General features: G+C 50.4%; 26 protein-coding genes. 12 read left to right on the top strand and 14 right to left on the bottom strand.

All coding sequences use genetic code 11. The features are described 5' to 3' along the window. The first annotated feature begins 40 nt into the window (after positions 1 to 40). On the top strand, positions 41 to 2,614 hold the full coding sequence (gene gyrA / locus ACZ45B_RS02645) for a DNA topoisomerase (ATP-hydrolyzing) subunit A (RefSeq protein WP_024544894.1): 2,574 nt from the start codon (positions 41 to 43) through the stop codon (positions 2,612 to 2,614). Positions 2,615 to 2,674: 60 nt separating this feature from the next. On the opposite strand, the gene ACZ45B_RS02640 is transcribed toward gyrA, so the two are convergent. The 3 genes from ACZ45B_RS02640 to hemE form a co-directional block, all read right to left on the bottom strand. Next, on the bottom strand, positions 2,675 to 3,625 hold the full coding sequence (locus ACZ45B_RS02640) for an ABC transporter permease (protein ID WP_096418943.1): 951 nt from the start codon (positions 3,623 to 3,625) through the stop codon (positions 2,675 to 2,677). 2 nt (positions 3,626 to 3,627) lie between these two features. After that, complete coding sequence (locus tag ACZ45B_RS02635; RefSeq protein WP_024544892.1) at positions 3,628 to 4,563, bottom strand: isoaspartyl peptidase/L-asparaginase; 936 nt, start codon at positions 4,561 to 4,563, stop codon at positions 3,628 to 3,630. A gap of 158 nt (positions 4,564 to 4,721) precedes the next feature. After that, positions 4,722 to 5,774: a uroporphyrinogen decarboxylase gene (gene hemE / locus ACZ45B_RS02630; protein ID WP_024544891.1), complete on the bottom strand. Its 1,053-nt coding sequence runs from the start codon at positions 5,772 to 5,774 to the stop codon at positions 4,722 to 4,724. Between the two features lie 103 nt (positions 5,775 to 5,877). Here hemE and ACZ45B_RS02625 point away from each other — a divergent pair, with 103 nt between their 5' ends. From ACZ45B_RS02625 to ACZ45B_RS02610, 4 genes are all read left to right on the top strand, one after another. Then, entirely contained in the window at positions 5,878 to 6,315 is a 438-nt protein-coding gene (locus ACZ45B_RS02625) for a hypothetical protein (protein ID WP_024544890.1), read from the top strand. 48 nt (positions 6,316 to 6,363) lie between these two features. After that, positions 6,364 to 8,130, top strand: coding sequence for an ABC transporter ATP-binding protein (locus ACZ45B_RS02620; protein WP_029681649.1), 1,767 nt, complete (start codon positions 6,364 to 6,366; stop codon positions 8,128 to 8,130). A gap of 62 nt (positions 8,131 to 8,192) precedes the next feature. Then, the gene (locus ACZ45B_RS02615; RefSeq protein WP_024544889.1) at positions 8,193 to 8,411 is read left to right on the top strand and encodes a hypothetical protein; all 219 of its coding nucleotides are present in this window, start codon (positions 8,193 to 8,195) and stop codon (positions 8,409 to 8,411) included. Continuing rightward, positions 8,404 to 8,829: a putative toxin-antitoxin system toxin component, PIN family gene (locus tag ACZ45B_RS02610; protein ID WP_024544888.1), complete on the top strand. Its 426-nt coding sequence runs from the start codon at positions 8,404 to 8,406 to the stop codon at positions 8,827 to 8,829. Before ACZ45B_RS02615 ends, ACZ45B_RS02610 begins: the two co-directional genes overlap by 8 nt. Before the next feature lie 6 nt (positions 8,830 to 8,835). Here the strand turns inward: ACZ45B_RS02610 and dxr are convergent, their stop codons facing one another. Together dxr and ACZ45B_RS02600 are read right to left on the bottom strand one after the other, a co-directional pair. After that, a complete protein-coding gene (dxr, locus tag ACZ45B_RS02605; RefSeq protein WP_024544887.1) occupies positions 8,836 to 10,014 on the bottom strand; it encodes a 1-deoxy-D-xylulose-5-phosphate reductoisomerase in 1,179 nt (392 codons plus the stop codon). A gap of 95 nt (positions 10,015 to 10,109) precedes the next feature. Continuing rightward, complete coding sequence (locus tag ACZ45B_RS02600) at positions 10,110 to 10,721, bottom strand: class I SAM-dependent methyltransferase (RefSeq protein ID WP_024544886.1); 612 nt, start codon at positions 10,719 to 10,721, stop codon at positions 10,110 to 10,112. Positions 10,722 to 10,833: 112 nt separating this feature from the next. Here ACZ45B_RS02600 and dacB point away from each other — a divergent pair, with 112 nt between their 5' ends. Then, entirely contained in the window at positions 10,834 to 12,321 is a 1,488-nt protein-coding gene (gene dacB, locus ACZ45B_RS02595; RefSeq protein WP_024544885.1) for a D-alanyl-D-alanine carboxypeptidase/D-alanyl-D-alanine endopeptidase, read from the top strand. A 23-nt stretch (positions 12,322 to 12,344) separates the two neighbouring features. Next, on the top strand, positions 12,345 to 12,917 hold the full coding sequence (locus ACZ45B_RS02590; RefSeq protein WP_024544884.1) for a hypothetical protein: 573 nt from the start codon (positions 12,345 to 12,347) through the stop codon (positions 12,915 to 12,917). Positions 12,918 to 13,009: 92 nt separating this feature from the next. On the opposite strand, the gene ACZ45B_RS02585 is transcribed toward ACZ45B_RS02590, so the two are convergent. From ACZ45B_RS02585 to ACZ45B_RS02575, 3 genes are all read right to left on the bottom strand, one after another. Next, positions 13,010 to 13,690, bottom strand: a complete 681-nt coding sequence (locus ACZ45B_RS02585; RefSeq protein WP_024544883.1) for a Dph6-related ATP pyrophosphatase — start codon at positions 13,688 to 13,690, stop codon at positions 13,010 to 13,012. Between the two features lie 98 nt (positions 13,691 to 13,788). Then, a complete protein-coding gene (ndk, locus tag ACZ45B_RS02580) occupies positions 13,789 to 14,238 on the bottom strand; it encodes a nucleoside-diphosphate kinase (protein WP_024544882.1) in 450 nt (149 codons plus the stop codon). A 156-nt stretch (positions 14,239 to 14,394) separates the two neighbouring features. Further along, a complete protein-coding gene (locus ACZ45B_RS02575) occupies positions 14,395 to 15,384 on the bottom strand; it encodes a hypothetical protein (protein WP_024544881.1) in 990 nt (329 codons plus the stop codon). A 403-nt stretch (positions 15,385 to 15,787) separates the two neighbouring features. Here ACZ45B_RS02575 and ACZ45B_RS02570 point away from each other — a divergent pair, with 403 nt between their 5' ends. Both ACZ45B_RS02570 and ACZ45B_RS02565 read left to right on the top strand, forming a co-directional pair. Then, on the top strand, positions 15,788 to 16,534 hold the full coding sequence (locus ACZ45B_RS02570; protein ID WP_024544880.1) for a phycobilisome rod-core linker polypeptide: 747 nt from the start codon (positions 15,788 to 15,790) through the stop codon (positions 16,532 to 16,534). Between the two features lie 268 nt (positions 16,535 to 16,802). After that, positions 16,803 to 17,552, top strand: coding sequence for a TIGR01548 family HAD-type hydrolase (locus tag ACZ45B_RS02565; RefSeq protein ID WP_024544879.1), 750 nt, complete (start codon positions 16,803 to 16,805; stop codon positions 17,550 to 17,552). 114 nt (positions 17,553 to 17,666) lie between these two features. Here the strand turns inward: ACZ45B_RS02565 and psbN are convergent, their stop codons facing one another. After that, entirely contained in the window at positions 17,667 to 17,798 is a 132-nt protein-coding gene (psbN, locus tag ACZ45B_RS02560) for a photosystem II reaction center protein PsbN (RefSeq protein ID WP_024544878.1), read from the bottom strand. An 80-nt stretch (positions 17,799 to 17,878) separates the two neighbouring features. Between psbN and psbH the strand changes: the two genes are divergently transcribed. Beyond that, complete coding sequence (gene psbH / locus ACZ45B_RS02555) at positions 17,879 to 18,082, top strand: photosystem II reaction center phosphoprotein PsbH (protein WP_012306436.1); 204 nt, start codon at positions 17,879 to 17,881, stop codon at positions 18,080 to 18,082. A 448-nt stretch (positions 18,083 to 18,530) separates the two neighbouring features. Here psbH and nblB read toward each other — a convergent pair whose 3' ends face one another. The 4 genes from nblB to purM all read right to left on the bottom strand — a co-directional run bounded on the left by nblB (position 18,531) and on the right by purM (position 21,285). Next, positions 18,531 to 19,187, bottom strand: coding sequence for a phycobilisome degradation protein NblB (gene nblB, locus ACZ45B_RS02550; RefSeq protein ID WP_024544877.1), 657 nt, complete (start codon positions 19,185 to 19,187; stop codon positions 18,531 to 18,533). Between the two features lie 33 nt (positions 19,188 to 19,220). Beyond that, positions 19,221 to 19,685: a CBS domain-containing protein gene (locus tag ACZ45B_RS02545; RefSeq protein WP_024544876.1), complete on the bottom strand. Its 465-nt coding sequence runs from the start codon at positions 19,683 to 19,685 to the stop codon at positions 19,221 to 19,223. An 87-nt stretch (positions 19,686 to 19,772) separates the two neighbouring features. Beyond that, positions 19,773 to 20,216 (bottom strand): beta-carboxysome assembly chaperone CcmS, encoded by a 444-nt coding sequence (ccmS, locus tag ACZ45B_RS02540; RefSeq protein ID WP_024544875.1) that lies wholly within the window; start codon positions 20,214 to 20,216, stop codon positions 19,773 to 19,775. Between the two features lie 43 nt (positions 20,217 to 20,259). Further along, on the bottom strand, positions 20,260 to 21,285 hold the full coding sequence (gene purM, locus ACZ45B_RS02535; protein WP_024544874.1) for a phosphoribosylformylglycinamidine cyclo-ligase: 1,026 nt from the start codon (positions 21,283 to 21,285) through the stop codon (positions 20,260 to 20,262). A gap of 331 nt (positions 21,286 to 21,616) precedes the next feature. On the opposite strand from purM, the gene ACZ45B_RS02530 reads away from it, so the two are divergent. Together ACZ45B_RS02530 and ACZ45B_RS02525 are read left to right on the top strand one after the other, a co-directional pair. After that, positions 21,617 to 22,483 carry a septal ring lytic transglycosylase RlpA family protein gene (locus tag ACZ45B_RS02530; RefSeq protein ID WP_024544873.1) on the top strand — a complete coding sequence of 289 codons (867 nt, stop codon included), beginning with the start codon at positions 21,617 to 21,619 and terminating at the stop codon, positions 22,481 to 22,483. A 19-nt stretch (positions 22,484 to 22,502) separates the two neighbouring features. Beyond that, a complete protein-coding gene (locus ACZ45B_RS02525; protein ID WP_024544872.1) occupies positions 22,503 to 24,029 on the top strand; it encodes a bifunctional pantoate--beta-alanine ligase/(d)CMP kinase in 1,527 nt (508 codons plus the stop codon). Here the strand turns inward: ACZ45B_RS02525 and ACZ45B_RS02520 are convergent. Further along, a complete protein-coding gene (locus tag ACZ45B_RS02520; RefSeq protein ID WP_029681647.1) occupies positions 24,026 to 24,796 on the bottom strand; it encodes an RNA methyltransferase in 771 nt (256 codons plus the stop codon). The genes ACZ45B_RS02525 and ACZ45B_RS02520 overlap by 4 nt on opposite strands. Positions 24,797 to 24,873: the final 77 nt, after the last annotated feature.

The raw sequence follows: 24,873 nt of genomic DNA, 5'->3' as shown, positions 1-24,873 counted from the left end.
TGATTTTTGACCTTTTTTGACCTAGCGGAGCCAAAATCCTATGATCTCCCCCCAGGAGCGCATTATCCCCACTGATCTGAGTAATGAAATGTCACGCTCGTACCTAGAGTATGCCATGAGCGTGATTGTGGGGCGGGCGCTACCCGATGCGCGGGATGGTCTCAAGCCCGTACATCGCCGCATTCTCTATGCCATGTATGAGCTGGGTTTGACCCCTGATCGCCCTTTTCGGAAATGTGCCCGGGTCGTCGGGGAAGTCCTCGGTAAATACCATCCCCACGGTGATACGGCGGTCTATGATGCCCTGGTGCGGATGGCCCAAGATTTTTCGATGCGCGACCCGCTGATCAATGGCCATGGCAACTTTGGCTCCATTGACAATGACCCAGCGGCGGCAATGCGTTATACCGAATGTCGTCTCCAATCTCTCGCTACCAATGCTCTACTGCGAGACATTGAAGCTGATACCGTTGATTTTGCTGATACTTTTGATGGCTCCCAGCAAGAGCCTGTGGTCTTACCTTCTCGGGTGCCCCAACTGCTAGTGAACGGCTCATCGGGGATTGCCGTGGGAATGGCGACAAATATTCCGCCCCACAATCTCGGCGAAATCATTGATGGAGTGACCGCCCTGATCCACAATCCTGAGATCACCATCAAAGAATTGATGCAATTTATCCCGGCCCCAGATTTCCCGACGGGGGCACAAATTCTTGGTCGTTCCGGCATTCGGGATGCTTATCTCACCGGACGTGGCTCAATCACCATGCGGGGGGTCGCGACCATTGAAACGCTTCAGCAAAACGGTCGAGAAAAAGAAGCAATTATTGTTACAGAACTTCCCTACCAGACCAATAAAGCGGCTCTCATCGAACGGATTGCCGATATGGTCAACGATAAGAAACTAGATGGAATTTCTGATATCCGCGATGAAAGCGATCGCCAGGGGATGCGCATCGTCATCGAACTGAAACGGGACGCCTATCCCCGGGTTGTTTTAAACAATCTCTACAAACACACCCCCCTCCAGGCGAACTTCGGTGCGAATATGCTGGCCCTTGTTAACGGGGAACCCCAGCTGCTAAACCTGAAGCAGTTCCTCGAAGTTTTCCTGGATTTCCGCATCGAGGTCATCGCCCGTCGTACTCGCTACGAACTGCGTAAAGCCCAGGAACGGGATCACATTCTCCAAGGTCTGCTCATTGCCCTAGGGAACCTCGATGCTGTGATTCGCCTAATTCGCCAAGCCGCCGATACCATCACCGCTCGCCAGGAGTTGATGGATGGCTATAGTCTCAGCCAAGCTCAAGCCGACGCCATTTTACAGATGCAGTTGCGTCGCTTGACAGCCCTGGAAGCAGACAAGATTGAAGCGGAACACCAGGATTTACTGCTCAAAATTACTGACCTAGAGGACATCCTCGCCCGCCGGGAACGGGTGAATGCGATCATCGAGGAAGAATTAGCAGAGATTAAGTCCATTCACCAGAGCGATCGCCGCACTGAGTTAGTCCTTGACGATGGTGATTTGCAAGATATTGACCTAATTGCCAATGAACAGGCGGCAATTCTCCTTACAGAACAGGGCTACATTAAACGGATGCCCGTGGCCACCTTTGACGCCCAAAACCGAGCTACCCGTGGGAAAGCAGCCACCAAAATGAAGGAAGACGACGGCGTGGATCACTTCCTCACCTGTTGTGACCATGACCATGTGCTGTTTTTCACAGACCGGGGGGTCGTGTATTCGATCAGTGCCTACCAAATTCCCCAGAGTTCTCGTACGGCCCGGGGCTTACCTGCCATTCAACTGCTGCCCATTCCCAAGGAAGAAAAAATTACGGCGATGTTGGCGGTGAGCGAGTTTACCGAGGATGAATACCTCGTGATGTTGACCCAAAAAGGTTACATCAAGAAAACCGCCCTCTCCGCCTTCGCCAAAATTCGCTCCAATGGTCTGATTGCTATTTCCCTCGAAGATGGGGATGAGTTGCGTTGGGTCCGTTTGGCCCGCCAGGAGGACAGCATTATTGTCGCCAGTAGTGAAGGGATGGCAATCCATTTCCAAGCCGACCATCATCAACTGCGTCCCTTAGGTCGTTCTACCCGGGGCGTGCGGTCAATGAAACTCAAGTCCGATGAAGACCGCCTAGTGAGCATGGACATTGTTTCGGCGCAAATTACGGCGGCGATCGCCTCGGCGGACAATGCAGAGGAAGATGACGAGAACGAAGAAGTCACTGAAAGTGCTGACCAAGGCCCCTGGGTAATTGCCGTGACAACCAAAGGTTTCGGTAAGCGAGTTCCCGTGGGTCGTTTCCGTCTGCAAAATCGGGCTGGGGTTGGCCTGCGGGCGATTAAGTTCAAATCAGCAGATGACCGCCTCGCTTCCTTGCGGATTGTGAATGCAGGTGATGAGTTGATGTTAGTCACTGGGCGGGGCATCATGATTCGCCAGGCAGTGGAATCTACTTCCCTCCAATCCCGCAACGCTACCGGGGTACGGGTGCAGCGCCTTGATGAGGATGATGCGATCGTCGCGGTGGCTCTGGTGCCCCCTGCCGCCGAAGGAGAGGGTGCAGAGACTCTGGACAGCATCGCTGAAGAAGAATAAATTCTCCTCTGAACTTCCCCCCAAGGGGAAGATTTATGGGAAAAGATAGGAAAAAGTCGATTATTTAATGCGGGGATCGAGGAGACGATAACTCAAGTCGGCGATCGCATTAAAAATGACCACTAGGATTGCGTAAATCATCGTAATCCCCATGACGACAGGGGTATCGCTGCGGTTAATCGATTCAATCAGCAATGCCCCAATTCCTGGCACGCGAAAAATTTGCTCCGTGATCAACGCGCCGGTAAAAATTGTCGGCACATCCAAGGCGACGAGGGTGACAACGGGAATTAAGGCGTTTCGCAAAATATGTTTGCGTAGTACGGCGAATTCTCCCAAACCTTTGGCATAGGCCGTTCGCACATAATCTTGGGGCAACTCTTCGAGGATTGCATTGCGCACAAAGCGAGTCAAAACAGCCGTCTGATACAACGCCAGTACAGCAATCGGCAAAATCGATTGTTGGATTTGCTGCCCAAAACTGGCAAGGTTATTCACCACTAAAGTGCTGTTATACATCGAGGGGAGCCATTGCAACTGCACGCTGAAGAGGATAATCGCCAGGAGCCCCGTGAAAAAAGTGGGCAGAGAATAACCCAAAAATGCGGCGGTGGTGGCCAGTTGATCGAACAGAGAATTGCGACGCAGGGCAGAAATAATCCCCAGGGGTAAGGCGATCGCCACACTCACCCCATAGGCAATGCCCACTACCCAGAGGGTCGTCGGCAGCCGTTGCCAGATTAAGCTTAGCACCGGGCTTTTGCTCGTGAAGGAATAGCCCAGGTCACCCTGAATCAGGGCCCAGAGCCATTTGAAATAACGAATCTGGAAAGGTTGATCGAGGCCGAGCGATCGCCGGATATTTTCCCGCACCTCTGCGGTGATCGCCGGATTGTTGGCAAATTCACTTAAGGGGTCTCCCGGGGCCAAGGCCAAGATGGTAAAGACCACAAAGCTAATGGCCAGGAGAGTCCCCGAGGCGATCGCCGTCCGTGTGAGAAAGGTACGCACGATCACGCCTGGGAGCCAACTCCCGGTTCAATTTGCCACTCTAGGGTATCCCCCACCGCAGTGCCATCATGGTAGGCCGCCAACAGCACTTCACTGGTTTTTCCCCAGACAATATTTCCCTGGGCATCTAAGGCGATCGCCCCGAGATCTCGCCGATTTATGGTTGCTTCTTCGATGGATTTTTCCATGGCAGCCTGCAAACTGAAACCATCAGTGACGCGGATAACGACCTTCGCCGCCAAACATTCTTCGATGATATCTTCCCCAATTCCAGTGCAACTGACCCCAGCTAGGTTCGTCGCATAATTGCCTGCGGGCATTGCCGAATCACTCACCCGGCCGATACGCTCTAAACCCTTACCCCCGGTGGAAGTTGCTGCTGCCACCCGGCCCGCTTGATCCAGTGCCACTACCCCAATGGTTCCCCGCCGGGCCATTTCATCTTCAGCGACGACCCCAGCCATACTACTGCTGAAGTTTCCTTTGCGTTCTTCCATCCATTCCTGCAAACGCAGATCTGTGAGGGGATCATGGATCGGCAGTTGCAAAACCCTGAGCATTTCCGCTGCGCCCACATCGGACAAAACCCGGTCATCTTCTGCTTGCAGTGCTTGGGCAATTTCAATCGGATTTTTCACCCGACCCACATTGATCACGCCGCTAAAGCGTTGAGCAGCCCCATCCATCAAAGATGCACTCATGCGAATTTGACCATCAGATTGCAGCACCGAACCTGTACCAGCATTAAAGCGGGGTTCGTCTTCTAAAAGTTTCGCCCCCAGGATTACCGCATCCACGGCACTCCCGCCTTGAGCAAGCAAATTATAGATATCCTGGACAATCTTGTGGAGCGATTCTCGTACCGCGATCAAGCCCCCTTTCCCTTTGAGAGAACTACCTGCACCACCATGAATAATCAATTTTGGTTGAACTGTCATCCCTTTCTTGCCCGCAACTAAATAAAAAGCAAACGCTAGCAAATTCTATCGAGAAATGTCGGCGCTGCCTATGGCAGGCGGCGGTGGCCATCAAAAAAGCGTCTTAGGAGTGTTAATCTCCCAAAACGCTTTTTTAAGACTAGGTATTTTTTTGCAGCCTAGAGAAAGCTTTGGACATTTTTACAGGTTTCAAAGAAGAAACGGACATTATCTTCGGGAGTGCCGACAAGAACACCATGACCGAGATTGAGGATGTGACCCCAGTTGCCAGCTTTGCGTACAGTGTCGATAATGCGTCCTTTGATAAAGTCTTGGGAGCCGAACAGTACACCAGGATCAATGTTGCCCTGGACTTTCATATCTTTACCGAGGCGCTGGCGGGCATCGGCCATGTCGACGGTCCAATCGACGCTGACGATATCCACACCGGATTTGCCCATGCGTTCGAGAACACCAGCACTGCCACTGATGTAGAGGATCAGGGGAAAGTCGGGATATTTCGCTTTGACTTTATCGACGACTCGCTTTTGGTAAGGCAGGGCAAACATATCGTAGTCTTGGGGGCTCAGTTGGCCGGCCCAAGAGTCGAACATTTGGATCACCTGGGCACCACATTCGATTTGGTAGCAAACATAGTCGGCGATCGCATCGGCGATTTTTCCGAGGAAGCTGTGGAGGATTGCTGGCTCAGAGAAGGCCATATTTTTGATGACAGCGTAGTTCTTAGAACTCTTGCCTTCGATCGCATAGGCCGCCAAAGTCCAGGGAGCACCGACAAACCCCAGTACAGTCGAAGCATTGCCGACTTCCTGGCGCAATGTTCCCAAAATAGTCTTGATAAAGGGCAGCGATTCTGCCGGATCAAAAGGGGTCATGGCATCCACTTGGGCTTGGGTGCGGATTGGGTCATCAATCATTGGCCCCTTGCTCTCAATAATGTCGAAGGGAATGCCCATCCCGGGTAAGGGGGTGAGAATATCCGAAAACATAATTACACCGTCAGGCTGAAATGCGTGCCAAGGTTGGAGCGAAATTTCAATGGCGAGATCGGGATTTTCGGAACGTTCCCGAAAACTCGGATATTTATCCCGTAGGTCGCGATAAATTTTCATATAACGTCCAGCTTGGCGCATCATCCAAACTGGTGTCCGCTCAACTTTTTCCCCCCGTGCAGCCCTCAATAAAAGAGGTGTATTATTGCTTTCCGACATGATTTATTAAAATAATTTTTGTGCATTTGTAAGCTTATCATCTCGGTTTGTGAAATAAGCTTGAGGCACTCGCGTCGGCAGTTAACAATTATTAAGAAATATTGTGAACGATCCTTTCTCCCGTAATATTCAATTCTCTTCTTCAGGCTTGGGTTGCGTTTTAAGTCTTATTTTGATTGCAGCCTTACTAACTTCAGTGGGCCTAGGTTGGGTCGTCAATGGGCTGATTATTCTTGTTGTGCTGATCCCAGTGGCGATCGCCTTGGGGGTTGTAGGCTTCCAGTGGTGGCTGAAGCGCAATTTGGTGGAAGCGGCTTGCCCGGTATGCAGTTATGAATTTACGGGATTAAATAACTCCATGGCCCGTTGTCCGAGCTGTGGCGAAGTGGTGCAGATCACCGAAAAAACCTTCCAGCGCTCGACCCCAGAAGGTACGGTGGAAGTGGCGGCGGTGGAAGTAGAATCAACGGCAGATATTGACAGCGATGGTGCAACGGTAAAAACCGTGGAAGTGCAAGTGCTCGAACCGGGCCAGGATTAAGCACAACAGGTTATGATCAATTTTCCCCTACGCTGATTTTTGGTCTGTATGTCGTCCCACCCTCTCACCCGGCTGTTTCGTTACGGCGATCGCTACCGTAAGCAAATCAATTGGGCGATCGCCTGTTCAATTTTGAATAAGCTTTTTGATTTAGCGCCACCGGTATTAATCGGGGTGGCCGTGGATACAGTAGTGCAGCGGGATAGATCCTTTGTGGCGCAGTTTGGGGTCACCAGCATCATTGGTCAGTTGCTGGTGATTGGGGGGCTTTCCTTCATCATCTGGGGAGCCGAGTCGATTTTTGAGTATTTTTACCAGCGGCTCTGGCGTAACCTTGCCCAAAAGATGCAGCATAACCTCCGTCTCGATGGTTATAGCCATTTACAAGAGCTGGAACTAGGCTATTTTGAGGAGCGCAGCACGGGGGAATTACTGGCCCTCCTCAATGATGATGTTAACCAGTTGGAGCGGTTTCTGGATGTAGGGGCCAACGAAATTTTACAGGTAATCACTACGGTGATTTTGATTGGAGCACTCTTTTTCTACGCGACCCCATCGGCGGCCTGGATGGCGATGGCGCCGATCCCGATTATTATTTGGGGTTCTGTGGCCTTCCAGAAAAAGTTAGCGCCCCGTTATGCCGATGTGCGTGAAAAGGTGGGAATACTCAGTGCGCGGCTATCGAACAACCTCAGTGGCATCACGACGATTAAAAGCTTTACGACGGAGCACTATGAGCTAGAACGGCTCCGGTTTGATAGTGATGCTTATCTAAGGAGTAATGAACGGGCGATCGCCTTGAGTGCGGCCTTTATCCCCTTGATTCGGATCGCGATTCTGGCGGGTTTTACGGCGATTCTCTTTTTCGGCGGCCTCCAGGTGGAACAGGGTCTGCTGGCCGTGGGCACCTACAGCGTTTTGGTGTTTATGACCCAACGGCTGCTCTGGCCCCTGACACGCTTGGGGCAAACCTTGGATCTCTACCAACGGGCGATGGCTTCCAGTAACCGGGTATTTAACCTGCTGGATACGGAAATTCAAATTCGCTCTGGCGATACGGCCCTCCCTACCCACAATGTCAAAGGCGAGATCAACCTCGACAATGTTTCCTTTGCTTATTTTGAGCGATCGCCCGTTTTAGAAAATTTCTCCCTCCAGATTCCCGCTGGCCAAACCATTGCGATTGTGGGGGCAACCGGTTCTGGCAAAAGTACGATCGTGAAACTGCTCCTGCGCTTTTACGAGATTAGCGGCGGGCAAATTACCATCGATGGCCTAGATATTCGTGATGTTTATCTCAAGGATCTGCGGCGGGCGATCGGCCTGGTGAGTCAGGATGTGTTTCTTTTCCACGGCACCGTGGCCGAAAATATCGCCTATGGCAACCCCGATGCGACGTTAACTGAAATTATCCAGGCGGCAAAACTAGCCGAGGCCCACGATTTCATTGACACCCTACCCCAGCAGTACGACACCATCGTCGGGGAACGGGGGCAAAAATTATCCGGTGGTCAGCGGCAACGGCTGGCGATCGCCCGGGCCATTTTAAAAGATCCGCCCATTCTCATTCTGGATGAAGCCACCTCCGCCGTGGACAACGAAACCGAAGCGGCGATCGCTAAGTCCCTCGAAAAAATCACCCAGCATCGCACCACCATTGCGATCGCCCACCGCCTCTCGACCATTCGCCATTCCGACTGCATCTATGTGATGGACCAAGGCAAAATCGTTGAGCAAGGAACCCACGAAGAACTTGTAGAACGGCAAGGGCTTTATTACAGTCTCTGGCAAGTGCAAACGGGAGCACGGGTTTAATTAATATCTCTTTTTTGACAGTTCCTCTTACCCTAGAGGTAAGCATTCTTGAGGCTAGGGCTATGACAAGTATTACAATCCCTGTCGAACCACAACTCGCTGCTGCTTATCAGCAGGCGGAACCAGAACAGCAGGAAAAAATCCAGCTTTTACTCAATCTTTTCCTCGAAAAAACCATCAACCCCAAGCCCCTTTTAGCGGTGATGGAAACAGCCAGTCAACAGGCGATCGCCAACGGCATCACACCAGAAATCCTTGCCGATATTCTGGCAGATGAATAAGCTCCGAATTGCCCTTGATACCAATATTTTGGTGAGCGCTTTGGTATTTGGCAGTTCCAACTGTAGGGAAGTGGTTATCTTTGCCAAACAGCAGGGAACTATCCTCACTTCAATTGCTGTCCTGACAGAACTAAACCAAGTTCTGAGCCGCAAAAAGTTTGACCATTATCTTACTCAATCGATTCGAGAAGACTTTTTAACCAGCTTGGCCTTTGAATCAGAAATTGTCTCTGTGATGGAGAAAATTTCTGCCTGCCGCGATCCCAAAGATAATAAATTCCTTGAATTAGCCGTCAATGGCAATGCTGATTTTCTCGTTACAGGGGATCAAGATCTGCTGATTCTTAACCCTTTCCAAGACGTTGAAATTTTGACAGCTCAGGATTTTTTAACCTGGGTCAAAGATCGCAAAACTTAATAAAATTTAGGCAAGCTGGGGCTGGAGACTGAGAACTTGTGCCCTTGCCCATTGGTCTGCCTCGAGAATATCTTCTAGGCTGGGATTAGATTTGTTGTCGTTCTGGTGGCGATCGCAAACTTTTTCAATCAGGCGGGGAATATCGAGAAACTCAATTTTTTCTTCGAGGAAGAGAGCTACCGCTTGTTCATTGGCGGCATTCAGTACCGCTGGCATCGAGCCCCCAGCCCGGCCCGCCCCATAGGCAAGATTCATGCAGGGATATTTTGCGTGGTCTGGTTCTCGGAACGTTAAATCGCCCGCTTTGACTAAATCAAACTGCTCCCAATCGGTGTAAATGCGTTCTGGATAGGACAGGGCATAGAGTAGGGGCAAGCGCATATCGGGCCAGCCGAGTTGGGCTAAAACAGAGGTGTCCTGCAACTCGATGAGGGAATGAATAATGCTCTGGGGATGCACCACAATATCGATATTGTCGTAACCTTGACCGAAAAGATAATGGGCCTCGATGACTTCTAAACCTTTGTTCATCAAGGTTGCTGAATCGATGGTGATCTTTTGGCCCATGGACCAGTTGGGATGTTTGAGAGCATCTTTAACGGTGACTGTCGACAGTTTTTCGACGGGCAAATCCCGGAAAGCGCCTCCGGAGGCGGTCAAAATAATTCGTTTTAGACCCCCTGCGGGCACGCCCTGTAAACATTGGAAGATGGCGGAATGCTCTGAATCGGCAGGCAACAATTTGACGCCATGTTTTTCGATTAATGGGAGAACGACAGGGCCACCGGCAATTAAGGTTTCTTTGTTGGCGAGGGCAATGTCTTTGCCGGCTTCGATCGCCGCAATGGTCGGCAACAGTCCGGCGCAACCGACGATCCCTGTGACCACGCTTTCGGCATCACCATAGCGGGCGACTTCGGCGATCGCCTCTTTTCCAGCAATCAGTTGGGGGGTGCAGGGCAAATCAGCGAGTAATGCTTTCAGTTCGGGTAACAAACTTTCTTCACTGGTCGCCACAATTTCCGGCTGAAACTCCCGCACCTGGGCCGCCAAAAGCTGAATATTGCGACCCGCCGCCATCCCCACAACGCGAAATTTATCAGGGTGCGATCGCACGATGTCGAGGGTCTGGGTCCCGATGGAGCCGGTGGAACCAAGGATGGAGATGGCTTTGGCGTTAGTCATAGTGCTTGTTTCTGTGAACCCGTCTGTTGGAAATAATCATCCCATAATCGGGGATCAGTGGTCGGGGAAAATTGGCGATCGCCTGGGACGAATGCTCAAAATTTCTCGAAAATCGTCAACAGCACGCCAAACATCAAATAATGGTGTGTCACCGTTTTGAAGCCAACTCGTTCCCCCATGGCGGTGCGCTCGGCGCGGGAATAAAAGCGCAAGCCCCCCGGTGAAAAGGGAAAACCATCCCCTTGGAGCAATTCTCCTTTGCCGTAGTCCGCGAGATAAAATTTGCTCCCTGGCTTGAGCACCCGTTGCACTTCCCCCAAGACCGTTTCAGGGTTTAGATAATGCAAAAAACTAATCGTATTAAAGGCTGCGTCAAAGCTGTTGTCCGGGAAAGGTTGCGCCTCCGCATTGCCTTCCACAAAGCTAAAGCGATCGCCGTGGCGATTTTTCGTCCGGGCCTGGGCAAGCATTCCTGGGGACAAATCCAGACCAACCCCGGTTAAGTCTGGATAAAGTTTGCCCAAACGTTTAAAGAGTTTGCCCGTACCACAGCCGAGATCTAGCACATAGCCATCCTTGGGGAAATCTGCGTAGGTGAGTAATCGCTTGTGAACTGCTTGATAAAAAGGGGTGGTGAATAAAATGTCGTAATTTTTCGCCCAGCGATCAAAAAAGGTCTGCTTGCGTTGAAAAAATTGTTCGCCCATGGAAGCTTTGCCCCCTGCAATAAAATAGAGAATCCTTCCCGCAGTGTACTGAAATCCCCAAAAAACGGCAGTATAGTAGGACGAATAGCGGTAATTTCAGCGAGGAAACATTATGGGAACCAGGCGATCGCAGCAAATCGGGAGCATCCTGATTCTGGGGGGCAGTCTCCCCTTGCTCTTTGCTTCTGTGAGTCTGGCCCAAAATACCTGTGATTTACCGGGGGCGATCGCCCAGATTCTCGACCGTCCAGAACAGCGACAAAGCCAGTGGGGAATTGCGATCCAAGATGCCCACACGGAGCAAACCATCTATGAACACAACGGGGATCAATTTTTTGTTCCCGCCTCTGCCCTTAAACTGTTGACCACCGCTGCGGCCCTAGAATTATTGGGAGCCGATTATCAATTCCAGACCCCCATTTCCCTCGTCCGCCATATCCACGGAGATGTGCGCTACCTCGTTATTGAAGGAAAAGGAGACCCTACCCTAACGACCGCAAAACTCCGGGATGCCCTCGCCACTCTACAAACCCAGGGCATTACCGCCGTGGAAGAAGTGATCATTCTCGACAGCCCCCCCAGCCAAACCCTGAATTCAACTTGGGAATGGTCTGATTTGCCTTGGTATTATGCAACGGCAGTCAATCGGCTGATCCTCAATGAAAATACGGTCGAAGCGACTGTTACCCCAAGCCGTGTAGGGGCGCCAGTCAATCTCAATTGGTCCGATGCGATCGCCGGCCGTCAGTGGCGTCTTGATAACCAACAGTTCACTAGCACCGATGGGCCAGCGATTCCCCCTGAGCCGATCCAAACCTATGGTACAAATACCCTCAGTCTGCGCGGATCTCTAGCACCAGATGCTGCGCCGAGGCGCTGGTTTTTATCGGTGCCTGATCCCGGCCGTTATGCCCTAGAAACAGTGCAGCTGATTCTCCGAGAGCAGGGGATTACTTACGGAGGGGGCCGGGTCGTTTATAGTGATCTCGCTTCTTTACTGCCAGATCCTCTAGGTGACGGCAGCCAACAGTATGAGATAGAACCCCTGACGGCGATCGCCTCTCCTCCCCTGGCAGAAATCATCAAAACCACCAACCAAGATAGCAACAATCTTTTTGCGGAGACTCTGCTCAAAACTTTACAAACCCAAGAGCTCGATCTAACCGCTGCTTTCTCTGCCTTCGGTATTGAGGCCGGCAGCTATCGGCTTCGGGATGGGTCGGGGCTGTCTCGCCATAATCTTGTGACACCGACAGCCTTAGTGCAAGCCCTCGCTGCGATGGATAATCACACCCAAGGATCTGTATTTCGAGATTCCTTGGCGATCGCCGGCCGCACTGGTACGCTGCAAAATCGCTTTCAAAATACCCCAGTGGTCAATCAATTTTTCGGCAAAACTGGAACGATGACCCATGTATCTACCCTGACTGGCTATCTGGATCTGCCCAACGACAGCACAATGCTTGTGGGAATTATGGCTAATCAAACGGGTCAACCTGCCAGTACCACCAGGCAAGCCATGGATGAAATAGTCGTCGCTGTCCATGATTGGCAACGCTGTACCATGGGGCGATCGCCAAACGCCCATGCGCCGAATTAAAACTTCACCCGCCCTCTAGAGTCATGACCCCAGACGCCATTTCCGCCACCCTCGCTGAATTTTTTCCCGATGCCAAAATTAACCACACAGATGGCAAGACCTGGAAAATCCATCAAGTTCAAACCCGCCTGCATGTGTTAGTCAGTCTCTCCAGTGATGGGCAAATGCTCCGGGTGTTTATTCCTATTGCCACCCAGGAAGAGGCGGCTCCCTACTATTTACAGCTACTCGAAGGCAACTTTAATGAAAATAAACTGGTGCGCTATGCGATGAATCAAAATTTGCTCTGGGGCGTCTTTAAATACCCCCTCCAGCATCTGAGTGCCAGTGTTTTCCAGCAAGTGTTAACAGAGATGTTGGCCCTCCATCGTCAGGGACTGAGTGCTTTCTTTAATCAACTTGCAGAAGAAAAAGTGCGAGAAATTATTCGGGCGGCAAAATCCCAAGGACAAACGATTGAACAAACCATGCAAACCATCACCCGTTTCTATGAAGAGGGCATGATGGGCGACCTAGACCAAAAACCCAGGCAACAGCGTCAAGCTCTCCTTGCCTGGCAATACCAGTTGGAAAAACTTTGGCAGGAAGAGAAATAATTTCAAAAAATCAAAATTGTTTCACAATTGTATAAAAAATAAATCTCTTTTTTTAAACGCTCAAAAAATCAAGTCACTTGAAAATGTATTGACTATCCATTGGTAGCTGTAGCCAATAAAATATCAACATAGACAAAATTTTCTCGCGCAAATCTTTCTCCTATGGTGATCTCAATGGGCTTTTTGAACATAGGCGCATCATAAACAAAAGTATGAAATTCTCCATTTTCACCGCAGGGGTCAATGGTTTCAGGTAATGCATCTAAGAAATTATCGTCGAATATTTTACCTAAAAATTTATCGGGAATTCGCTTAGAATCAACACAAATAGTGATTGTTTTTAAGCCGTTTTTTACCATTTCTCGGGAGATTTTTTCGGTGGGAATCCCCCAGATCGGAAAAATAGGTTGAATTCCAGATCCTTTTAGTTTTTCTTCCCGATAGTTGCGGACATCTTCAAGAAATAGATCACCAAAAGCAAAATATTCAACACCATTGCTTTTGACTCGCTCTACAAAATCTCCCATGATTTTTTCGTATTCAATGTTACGACAGGGGTAAGGGATTTCAATGATCTCTAAAGGAAGATCGAGGCTTTCAGCTTGTTTTTGTAGAAGTTCGATTCTGACACCATGCATAGAAATGCGGTCAAATTCTTTATTGATCGTACAAAAAAGTCCAACTACTTCAAAATCCGGGTTTTGTTGTAGTGTGTACAATGCCCAAGCGCTATCTTTACCACTACTCCAAGACATTAAGATTTTCTTTTTCATGAGTTTTTGAATTGAATTTGGATAATAAAAAACCCCGCTTTGTTAATCTGGCGAGGTGTTCATTATATAAAAGGTTATTTTAGTAAGTCCTAGGGCTTTTATTCGTAGAGCCAGGCTTGAGCAGCGGGCTCCCAGCTGGCAAGTTCACCTTCGTTAAACCAGAGGGCGATTTCACTGGCGGCGGTATCGGGGCCATCGGAACCATGGATCAGGTTACGACCGATATCTACACCGAAATCACCGCGAATGGTGCCGGGCTCTGCGTCGAGGGGATTGGTCGCACCGATGAGTTTACGGGCAGAGGCGATCGCCCCTTTACCTTCCCACACCATCGCAACAACAGGGGCAGAAATAATAAATTCCACAAGGCCACCGAAGAACGGTCTTTCTCTGTGAACGCCGTAGTGCTGCTCTGCTAATTCACGGGAAACAGAGACCAACTTCAGGCCCACTAACTTAAAGCCTTTTGCTTCAAAACGACGGATAACGTCGCCGACCAAACCGCGCTGAACGCCGTCCGGCTTAACCATTACAAATGTGCGTTCCACAGGATTCTCCTTTGGGCATGTACAAAACCACAGGTCAGCGTAACATAAGTTTTACCCTTCGTTACAATTTATACCGCCCGGGCGATCGCCCTAATTTTCAAGTGTCTTTTCTTGACCCGAAAGTGCAATTCTCCAATGGGCGATCGCTGGCTTGTTTTACAGTGCCGGCGAAAGTTGATGGTGGTAAATTTCTGCAGTGATCCCCTGGCCCTGGAACTGCCGAACCAGGGTTTGAGCTTTGGCTACTGTATCCACCTCAGCCATTTGTACCCCTGGTCCAACCGGAAATTGACGGATAAATGCTTCTTCTACTGCCTGTTTCGCCTTCCCTAGGGTCGCCGCACTGGTATCACGAGAAATGATATAAAAATATCCCACCTTGAGACCATCGGGGGTTGCGAGGGGACTGGTCAAGCCTGGTAGACCAATGGGATTTAGCTCCGGGGTTGTCGCTGTATTGTCAGCAGTTGTTTCAGTAGGATTGTCATCGGTAGGGGTGGCAGTCGTCGTTTCTGTTCCATTGCGTGGATCAATAACGCTTAGGTTTTCGAGGCGCAGTTCAATGAATTCTTGGGAAGCTAGATTTACCGTTGCGGGTGAACCATTAGTAATATCACTTGGTGTTGTTGCTTGATCTGCAGCGGTGGTCACAGGAGACGGCTCATTGCTGACTGCTGGAGCGGTGGTTCGCGTAAACAGATCAGGCATGGCGATCGCCAGGGCGACTAATCCTCCCCCCAGTAAAGTTGCCCCCAAAAGACCAAGGACCAACTGCCAACGGGGAGCAGACTTTTTCGGTAACACTTCCCCTTCTTCGTCCAAACTTTTGAGAAGCTCTTCGGAAGATTTTAAGTAATCTTCAGGGGGCGGCGGTGTCTGTTCCCAGGGAGATAACATCGCAACTCCAGGGTCATCTAGGGCGTCAACCGTCTCCGTTTGATATTGATGGGACTGGGCGGCTAAGTTATCGTCTAAATGATCCAGCGAAGAGGGGGCTTGGGCTGAGCTCGGTGGCGATGCCAATCGCGCTAATCGAGCTGGCCGCTGGCGTTGGTAGCGCTGGAATTCGGCGCCTAGATCTAAATCCAAACTATCAAGGGCTGCCTGTAACCTGGTGTTTGCTTGGTTAGGGGGGGCTTGGCTCATCCGAAAACTCCTGCACACTTAGATATAAAGCTTAGATCCGCCGAAAGGGGCGATCGCCCCAGAATTTCTTACCTGTCATTCAAAAATAACAACTAAAATCTTCGGGCAATAACTTTCCTTAAAATACTGCATTTTTTCAGGTCACCGTCAACTCTGAAAAATAGATTTTCTTTAAATTTAATTTTCTCTTTTATCAGCCCAGCTCAGGCGATCGCCCGGGAGTAAACCCCATGCCGAGAACTTTGGCCTACAACCATAAAATCCCCTAGGCCCTAGCGCAGCAACATAAACGTTAACTTCTGTAATATTTTTTAATCTTTCTGAGGGAGAGTCCCTGACTCCCTTATGCTAATCAGTAAGAAATCCTACTTTTTAAAGTCTTCTGATATAACGGAGGTCTGGTTTGACAATTCCTTTATTACAATACGCCCCCTCGAGCCAAAATGTTCGAGTAGAAGGGTATACCGTCGGTGGCGACGAGCAGCCTTTCGTTTTTACGACCGATAACGTTATTAGCGATTCCGATTTTGACGTTCTCATCAACGCTGCTTACCGTCAAATTTTCTTCCACGCTTTTAAACGCGATCGCCAAACACTCCTCGAATCCCAGTTACGCAACGGTCAAATCACCGTCCGTGACTTTATCCGGGGTCTGCTGCTTTCGCCGACTTTCATTGATAGTTTCTATAACAAAAACAGTAACTACCGCTTTGTCGAGCAGTGCATTCAACGGGTACTTGGCCGTGATCCCTACAACGAACGGGAAAAAATCACTTGGTCAATCGTTATTTGCACCAAGGGTCTAGCCGCTTTTGTTGACCAACTCCTCAACACCGATGAGTACATGGAAAACTTTGGCTATGACACCGTGCCTTACCAGCGCCGCCGTAGCCTCGCGAGCCGTGACCAAGGTGAGACTCCCTTTAACATCAAGTCTCCCCGTTACGATGCTTACTACCGCTCTCAGATTGGCTTCCCCCAAGTGGTTTGGCAAAACGCTGTCCGTCGCTTCCGGACGCCCGACCGGGTTCCCCAAGCTGGCGATCCGGCCAACTTCCTCACCATGGCCCGTTCTGCTCGGATTCCCGCCGTCAACGTCCGGGTTTCCACCGCAGACATTAGCTTGGCTTCGGTTCCTTACCGTAAGTAAATAGAAAAAAGTCGGGGCTTCCCTGGGACGTTCTGCCTTTTTGAAAAACCTCGAGTTACCGTCATTAATATTGGTTTGAGCAACTCTGTCTTGTTTGAACTAATATCCACTGGCGGTAATTTTATTGAGATGGGGCGATCGCCCCATCTCAATAAACGCCTAACAAAGGCGAAAGCGGGATTTTCGGGCACTGTTTGCCCTTTTTTTTTAGTCAGAGACTTGGGACAATAGCAATGGTGGTGATTAGTGTTCAGGAGAGATTATAGCCATGGCCAGAGGGATCGTAATTTTTGACATCGATGGTGTGATTCGGGATGTCAGCCAGTCCTACCGTCGGGCGATCGCCGATACCGTTGAACATTACACCAAAGGGGAATACCGCCCCACCAATGGCGATATCGATAGCCTCAAGGCCGAAGCAATTTGGAATAATGACTGGAAAGCTTCCCATGAACTCATCCGGCGTTGGGATGAAAATATTGCTGTAGATTTCAAAGAACTCGTTGCTTTTTTCCAACGTAAATATCGGGGCAAGAACTTTGATGGCTACATTAATGATGAGCCCCTCCTGGCTACCAATCATTATTTTGAACAATTGACTGCCGCTGGCTTTGCCTGGGGTTTTTTTAGCGGGGCAATGCGGGCCTCCGCAGAACATGTCTTGAAAAAACGTCTTGGTTTAGACAACCTCGTCTTGGTCGCCATGGAGGACGCCCCCGAAAAACCTAATCCCAAAGGACTATTTGCGGCGATCGCCCAATTAGAATCCCCAGAGGCTAATACCCCCGTCGCCTATGTGGGTGATACCGCTGCCGATATGCGCACCATCAGCAATGCCATCATTCAGCAGCCTGAGCGTCAATGGCAGGCCATTGGAGTGATCCCACCCCATGCCCAAACTGGTGACGATAAAGAATATATGTACGCCTCCAATCTTCAAGATGTGGGGGCCAGCATTGTCCTTCCCGGCGTGCAAGACCTCGTTCCTGAAATTCTGGCGACCCTCCTCCAAGATTAAAAACAAAGGGACAAAGCCAATCTCCAAAAAAAACAGCCTACAGGCTGTTTTGGATGATTTATCAATCAGATATGGTTATTTTGCGCTTGTTAAAAAAATATGCCAAGGGCTTTTTTAGTCTTCATGATCTTCAAATGGATCCTCAAGTTCCATCGAAGGTGGCCCAAAAGCAGTGTAAATCGAAAAACCCGTCACAGCGATCACAACCGCCGCAATACCGATGCTAAGAACTGTTGCAGAATCCATAGGTGTATCTCAGATTATGATGACTCTTCCTCTATAATATTACGGAACATTACAAAAATCCTTTACGATACACGAATCCTATGGCACAGCGTACTCGGTTGGGAGATATCCTCAAGCCTTTAAATTCTGAATACGGTAAGGTTGCGCCTGGTTGGGGCACTACACCGCTGATGGGCGTCTTCATGGCGTTGTTTTTAGTATTCCTGCTTATTATTCTCCAGATTTACAACTCTTCTCTGATTCTCGAAGGTTTTGAGGTAGATTGGACAGCCCTCGGTTTCTAAGGCTTACCAAGCACCATTTCTGAAGTCATTTTTCTACGAAAATCCGGGGCTACCCGGATTTTTTGTAGCTATGGCCATATCCCCTTGCACAGGATTAGACGCCAGTGAATATGTCTCATATCCCACCAGCGAGAGGAATGCCTGAAGTTAGTCACCTTTTTGAAACAGAATGCGTCATTGCAGCCCGATCAGGCTTCCTCCCCTTGCCGATGTCGAGGAGGGAAGGAAGCCTTTCAAAATCAGAGCCTCATCCGGCGCTGTGAGTAAAGGTTAGACAGTGTCGAAAAGGAGCGAGTCACAAATGAGCACTCTTCCCTAGCTAGAAGGATCATGTCCGTATCATCTAATGCCGGTTACCCAGAAGAAATCCCCAACCAAATTCTTGCCCACTTACTTAATTAAAACAGTGCGCTTCGACTAGGTGGGTAGGTGATGCACTGCTTTTTTCTTAGGCGAGGTGGTGCTTGGCTTCGTCTGCGACGGCGGCTTGTTCATCTTGGGCTAGGGTTTCTAGAAAGGGTTTCACATCTGGTCCACCCAGTCGGCCGAGGGACTGGGCAAGGCGATAACGCACTTGCCAGTCAGAGTCAGCGACAAAAGGGGTCAACAGGGCGATCGCCCGGCGATCACCTAAATCGCCCAGGGCACTAATGGCGCTGGTGCGGACTAATTCTATATCCGACTGGAGTGCTTCTTTGAGCAGATCGAAGGCCTCCGGATTGCCCAATTCTCCTAGGGCTGCCACGATGCTGAATTGCAACAGCCATTCTGTCGTGCCATGGTAAACCTGGGCGAGATCATCATAAGCTTCCGCAAGTTTAAGTCCGGCGATCGCATCGGCAGCGGCGGCTTTTACATCAAGTTCTGAGTCATTGAAAAGTGCTTGCCGGAGTAAGACAAGGGCTTCAGCCTCAAAGCCTTGGCCCACGGCATCCATTTGACTGACCGCCGCATAGCGTACCCGAGCCTCTGGATCGCTCAGGAGAGGTTGAATCAGGGGGAAAGCCTCCGCTGGAGAAAAGGCCCGCAGTTGGTTGAGACCAGAAATGCGATCGCCGAAATTCTCAGAAGAGAGTAGCTGTTGTACAGATTCCAGAGAAGCCATGAAAATCCTCTACCAAACGAAACAATTGGGACATTAAGATGCTTGGGCCATCGCCCGAATAATATCACCTTGGGTAATAATCCCGATGACTTTTTCACTGTCAGGATCCACCACTGGTAAGCGACCAGTGTGTTTTTCGTGCATGAGGTGGGCAGCCTCTCGCACCATTTTATTGGGGGTAATGCTATGGACTTTTTTACTCATCACTTCTCCCACCGTTTGGCCGAGGGCCTTGTGGATGGCGGCGTCATGCTTGGCGGGGTTTTGTAAATAAATCACACTATCAAGCAGCATGATATAGGGGGGTGTATCAACCCCAGTCTCCTGCCAGGTGAGATCGCTATCGGCGATGATCCCCACCAATTTTCCTTGGTCATCAACCACAGGCAGGGCGCTAATTTTTTTTTCGACTAAAAGGGCGATCGCCGTTTGGAGCGAGTCACTGGCTTTAACGACGGCGGGCGCGGGGGTCATGACTTCGGCAACGGTTTTAGTAATCATGATGCCTACTTAGGAGATTTTTAGGGTTTTCTGTCTTAATTTTAGGAAAATCTCGATTTCTTGTGGGATTTTCGTAGTAGATCGTTACTTCGATGCCGATTTGAGGCTAATAGACTCGGCCATGACCGCTTCTAGCGCCGTAATGAGTTGGTCAAGGTCGGCCCCATGGGTCTGAAAACAGTCGACTGGGTTGGGCTCTGCTTCAAAATAAATTAACTTCACCTGTCCTTCTCCCAGACAGAGAATCACCACTTCTTTGTCAAAATCAGCCCCTTCAATAATCCCTAAAATTTCTTGAAGACGGCCTCCCACTCGACGATTGAGCATTTGGAGCATCTCAAACGAACAGGGCACAAAATGGGGTTTGGGCTTGAGATCAATGCCGAGGATTGTACCGTCGTTGTTCCATTCCTGTTGCAAACCCCAGGCGAGGGCAGTTAATTGCGGCCGATAATCTTGGACAAACCAATCCACCTGCGATCGCCATTTTTCCCGGGGTTGGGGACCTTGATTATCAAAGGAAAACATGAATTCAAACCCAATATCAGTGATTTATTGCAAAATTCGCTCCCTATTGTAGCCCGAGGACTTCCCCAGTACCGTCGACGACTGCCCCGATTTGCCAGGCATTGATTCCTTGGGATGTAAACCACTCAAGGCTTTTTGCCGCATTTGTTTTCGACACAAGCACCACATAGCCTACGCCCATATTGAAGGTATCCCACATGGCTGCTTGGGGGACCTCTCCCATTTTTTGGAGCCATTGAAATAATCCTGGGATTTCCCAACTGCTCGCATCGATGGCGATCGCCTGATTTTTTTGGAGACAACGGGGGAGATTTTCTGGGAGACCGCCGCCCGTAATGTGGGCCATACCATGGATCTCTAAACCAGCTTTGAGCGCCCCTTGGATCGCCTGTACATAAATCTGGGTAGGGGTGAGGAAAACTTCACCCAGGGTTTTCCCTTGGAATTCTGCCGGCTTGTCTGCCCAGGTGAGTTGGTTCATCTCAATAATCTTGCGCACCAGGGAAAAACCATTGCTATGGACACCACTACTGGGTAAGGCGATCGCCACATCCCCCACCTGTACCCGGGAGCCATCTAAAATTTCGCTCTTTTCAACAATCCCCACACAGAAGCCAGCTAGATCATATTCCCCAGTTTGGTAAAAACCAGGCATTTCCGCCGTTTCTCCCCCAAGAAGGGCACAGCCACTCTGTTTACAACCTTCCACAATCCCGGCGACCACCTGAGCTAATTGATCAGGTTCAAGTTTGCCCGTGGCCAGATAATCCAAAAAGAAAAGCGGCTCAGCTCCGGCTGTCAGAATATCGTTGACGCACATAGCCACCAAATCAATACCGACGGTGTGGTGTTGATCGGTCTGGTGGGCGATTTTAAGCTTCGTTCCCACCCCATCCGTGCCAGAAATCAGTACCGGCTGACGATAGCCAGCGGGAATTTCGAAGCAGCCCCCAAAGCCACCCAAGCCGCCCAGCACCCCGGGGCGATATGTGCTTTCGACGTTATCCTTGATGGTTTGGACGAAGGAACGCCCTGCTTCTATATCTACACCTGCTTGTTGGTAGTCCATGGAATAAATATTTCTGATGAATGGATCAAGGGAAATTGTCGAGTTCAACAAAACTCGAAAAGCTGATTTTACCTTGCTTTAACTTCCCCCGTTGCCATTTATTTTGGTTCGGAACCTGATTTTTGGGGTTGTGTATACGGATGTGAAGCGGAAAAAGCCTGTGTTACTGTATGGCGGCTTAAGAAATGTAACGTGATCACCACGTTCTGACTGAAGCTTGGGCTAAAGCATCTTCCCGATGCAATCCCCCCTTTAACCAAGGAAAACCCTCTTGTACCAAGGTTTTTGGTGAAGCGTAGTTTTCGGCGGTAGTTGAATTCAATTATTTTTCATGACTTTAAACCGTAACCATTTGCTCGCTTTGTCTGCTGTTTTTACCACTTTGGCTCCCCTGGGCCTGACCGCAGCGCCAACCCTGGCAAATCAGGATACGTCCTCTGGCCGACTGGCCCAAAACCAAATACTTGCGGCGGCCCAACGCTCTGAACCCATCGCAACTCTCTTTTCCTATCCCCAAGAAGAACGGACTGCTACCACTCTCTACGTCAACCAATTGCCCGTTCTCACGTTTCTCGACTCTGACGATCTTGCCCCTGATACGACTCCGGCGATCGCCCAACAAGTTTCCCAAGAATTAAATAGCCTCGTTACCCAAGCCGACTTTGACGCCACAAAGTTCACCGCCAGCTGGGAAGGGGAAGGGCAATATGCTCTGCAATATGACAATGAACCCCTGGTGACCCTCGATGACGCGGTATTTCTGGCAGACCGTACTGGCAATACAACCCAGGATGCTCTAATTGCCGTGAATCGTTTCCGACGCATCCTCGGTGGTGCTGAACCGATCGCCGAAATTGCCAATGCTCCGAAAGCTCAAAATGATGCGGGCGTAGGTTTGAAAGTCCAACGGAGTATGCAAGGTAGTGCCTCTTGGTACGGCCCGGGTTTCCATGGTCGCCGCACCGCCAGTGGTGAACCGTTTAATCAATATGCCATGACCGCTGCCCACAAGACTCTGCCTTTTGGCACGAGAGTCCGGGTAACGAATCTACGCAACAACCGCTCTGTGGTCGTGCGGATCAATGACCGTGGGCCTTTTACCCCCGGTCGGATTATCGACTTGTCCCGGGGGTCTGCAGAACAGATTGGCTTGGTAAGTTCTGGTGTTGCCAATGTCAGAATTGATGTCCTGAACTAGTCTGATGGCGGCAGCACCCATGAAAGTTGTCCATACCCTAGCTGCCTTACGGGCGGCGATCGCCCAGATGGCTCCCACGGTAAAAATTGGCTTTGTGCCTACCATGGGAGCTCTCCACCGGGGCCATGGTAGCTTGATTGAGCAGGCCAGAGGAGAAACAGACTTCGTGGTGGTGAGTATTTTTGTCAATCCTCTCCAATTTGGCGCCAATGAAGATCTCGATCAATACCCCCGTCAACTGGAAGATGATCGCCGCTTTTGCGAAACCCTGGGAGTAGACCTGGTTTTTGCGCCCACGGTGGCCGAAATGTACCCATTGCCAGAGGCAGTGCAAATTCTGCCGCCCCCCTCTTTAACAACTGGTCTCTGTGGTCGCTTCCGCCCCGGGCATTTTGTGGGGGTAGCAACGGTGGTGGTGAAGTTGCTGCAAATGGTGCGGCCAGCGATCGCCTACTTCGGCGAAAAAGACGCCCAACAATTGGCGATTATTAGGCGACTCGTACAGGATCTCCATCTGCCAGTGACCGTGCGGGGTTGTCCCATTGTGCGGGAGCCCTCTGGATTAGCCCTCAGCTCTCGGAATCAATATTTATCAGCAGCGGAAAAGGCGGAGGCGATCGCCCTCTCCCAAGCCCTCCAAGCCGCAAAAAATCTTTTTCAAACCGGGGAACGGCAGGCAAAGCCATTGCTTGCAGCGGCTACCCAGGTGGTCGAACAATGGCCAGGGGTAGAGTTGCAATATCTCGAATTAGTCGATCCCGATAGCCTTGAAGCGCTACCCAGGGTGCAAAAATCTGCTTTACTGGCGATCGCCGCCTATGTCGGTCAAACCCGCTTGATTGATAACACCATGCTCACAACCCGTCAGCCGATTATTGCCATCGATGGCCCCGCCGGGGCAGGTAAATCCACCGTCACCCGCCTAGTAGCCGAACAACTAGAGCTCCTCTTCCTCGATACGGGGGCGATGTACCGGGCGATCGCCTACCTCGTTCTAGACAAAAATATCGACCCTCGCGATGAAGTTGCCGTCGCCGAATTAATGAGTAGTGCCACCATTGAGCTAATTCCCCCCCAGGATCCTACCCAGCCAGTCACGGTTCTCGCCAATGGCCTCGATGTCACCCAGATGATCCGCACCCCCACTGTCACAAAACAGGTCTCTGTAATTGCCGCCCAGGGGGAGGTGCGCCAAGCTTTGGTCAAGCAACAGCAGCGCCTCGGTGAAAATGGCGGCCTCGTGGCAGAGGGGCGAGATATTGGGACCCATGTATTCCCTGACGCCGATCTTAAGATTTTTCTCACGGCCACCCCTGGAGAACGAGCTCGGCGCCGCGCGAAGGATCTTCAAGCCCAAGGGGAAACATCGATTAACCTCGAGCAATTAGAGGCCGAGATCAGCGAACGCGATCGCCTCGACAGCACCCGGGCGATCGCCCCCCTCACAAAAGCCGTGGATGCCGTGGAGCTCATCACCGATGGTCTCACCATTGATCAGGTGGTCGCTGAAATTATTCGTATATATAGAGGTATAAAAAAAGCTTAGGATTGCTCATTGGAAGGTAATTCTGGGTTGGCGATCGCCCATTCCACCTGGCGCAAAATGCCCCGGAGCATCGCCACTTCTCGGCTGCTCGGATTCGCCCGGCGGTACAGGTGGCGAAACGCTTCCATCCGAGAGATAGCAGTGTGGGGATAGAGAAAGCCCACCCGTAATAAAACCCGCTCTAGGTGTTGATAATAGCCTTCCAACTCTTGGAGATCCGCAAGGGCTGGGGCTGGCTCAGGCGAAAAGTTTGCCCTTGGCGTACCGAGTTCCATGGATAAACTGCGCAGTTCATAGGCCAAGACAGTGACCGCCTGGGCCAAATTGAGGGACATATATTCATCCCCCGTCGGAATACACACCAGTCGCTGGGCCTGGTTCAATTCTTCGTTACTCAGGCCATGGTCTTCCCGGCCAAAAATCAGGGCACTGGGTTGAGCATCCTCGAGAAACCAAGGCAGGGCTTGCTTCGGCGTTTCTACGGGCATCGGCAGACTACGTTGGAGCCCCGTCGTGGCGATCGCCTTTTTACAGCCAGCCAAGGCCGTCGGCAAATCTGGCACGACAATTGCTTTTTCTAATAGATCCCGCCCATGGACAGCCATTAAACAAGCCTCTTGACCGAGGTGATTGCACTGGGGCTTGACCAAATAGAGCTGTGATAGCCCCATATTTTTCATCACCCTGGCGATCGAACCCACATTAAGAGCCCCCGCTGGTTCAACAACGACAATGCGAATATGACTTAGGGTGTTCAAAGGCTTCATGGATAAATAAAACAGATCTAAGGGTATGTGATCTTTAGGCCGAATGACAGGCTCAAAATGTAGCAGAAATTTGAACA

It is taken from the genome of Picosynechococcus sp. NKBG15041c (assembly GCF_055380235.1).
The sequence above is the reverse complement of the archived record's forward strand: the minus strand, read 5'-3'. Positions and strand labels throughout refer to the sequence as shown.

Bases quoted from the DNA above. Each gene is read 5' to 3' on its own strand.
- ACZ45B_RS02585 (WP_024544883.1), bottom strand. From the start codon at position 13,690: ATGAAAAAGAAAATCTTAATGTCTTGGAGTAGTGGTAAAGATAGCGCT.
- ACZ45B_RS02590 (WP_024544884.1), top strand. From the start codon at position 12,345: ATGACCCCAGACGCCATTTCCGCCACCCTCGCTGAATTTTTTCCCGAT.
- ACZ45B_RS02635 (WP_024544892.1), bottom strand. From the start codon at position 4,563: ATGACAGTTCAACCAAAATTGATTATTCATGGTGGTGCAGGTAGTTCT.
- ACZ45B_RS02565 (WP_024544879.1), top strand. From the start codon at position 16,803: ATGGCCAGAGGGATCGTAATTTTTGACATCGATGGTGTGATTCGGGAT.
- ACZ45B_RS02620 (WP_029681649.1), top strand. From the start codon at position 6,364: ATGTCGTCCCACCCTCTCACCCGGCTGTTTCGTTACGGCGATCGCTAC.
- gyrA (WP_024544894.1), top strand. From the start codon at position 41: ATGATCTCCCCCCAGGAGCGCATTATCCCCACTGATCTGAGTAATGAA.
- purM (WP_024544874.1), bottom strand. From the start codon at position 21,285: ATGGACTACCAACAAGCAGGTGTAGATATAGAAGCAGGGCGTTCCTTC.
- ACZ45B_RS02525 (WP_024544872.1), top strand. From the start codon at position 22,503: ATGAAAGTTGTCCATACCCTAGCTGCCTTACGGGCGGCGATCGCCCAG.
- ACZ45B_RS02600 (WP_024544886.1), bottom strand. From the start codon at position 10,721: ATGGGCGAACAATTTTTTCAACGCAAGCAGACCTTTTTTGATCGCTGG.
- dxr (WP_024544887.1), bottom strand. From the start codon at position 10,014: ATGACTAACGCCAAAGCCATCTCCATCCTTGGTTCCACCGGCTCCATC.
- ACZ45B_RS02520 (WP_029681647.1), bottom strand. From the start codon at position 24,796: ATGAAGCCTTTGAACACCCTAAGTCATATTCGCATTGTCGTTGTTGAA.
- dacB (WP_024544885.1), top strand. From the start codon at position 10,834: ATGGGAACCAGGCGATCGCAGCAAATCGGGAGCATCCTGATTCTGGGG.
- nblB (WP_024544877.1), bottom strand. From the start codon at position 19,187: ATGGCTTCTCTGGAATCTGTACAACAGCTACTCTCTTCTGAGAATTTC.
- psbN (WP_024544878.1), bottom strand. From the start codon at position 17,798: ATGGATTCTGCAACAGTTCTTAGCATCGGTATTGCGGCGGTTGTGATC.
- ACZ45B_RS02575 (WP_024544881.1), bottom strand. From the start codon at position 15,384: ATGAGCCAAGCCCCCCCTAACCAAGCAAACACCAGGTTACAGGCAGCC.
- hemE (WP_024544891.1), bottom strand. From the start codon at position 5,774: ATGTCGGAAAGCAATAATACACCTCTTTTATTGAGGGCTGCACGGGGG.
- psbH (WP_012306436.1), top strand. From the start codon at position 17,879: ATGGCACAGCGTACTCGGTTGGGAGATATCCTCAAGCCTTTAAATTCT.
- ccmS (WP_024544875.1), bottom strand. From the start codon at position 20,216: ATGTTTTCCTTTGATAATCAAGGTCCCCAACCCCGGGAAAAATGGCGA.
- ACZ45B_RS02615 (WP_024544889.1), top strand. From the start codon at position 8,193: ATGACAAGTATTACAATCCCTGTCGAACCACAACTCGCTGCTGCTTAT.
- ACZ45B_RS02530 (WP_024544873.1), top strand. From the start codon at position 21,617: ATGACTTTAAACCGTAACCATTTGCTCGCTTTGTCTGCTGTTTTTACC.
- ACZ45B_RS02610 (WP_024544888.1), top strand. From the start codon at position 8,404: ATGAATAAGCTCCGAATTGCCCTTGATACCAATATTTTGGTGAGCGCT.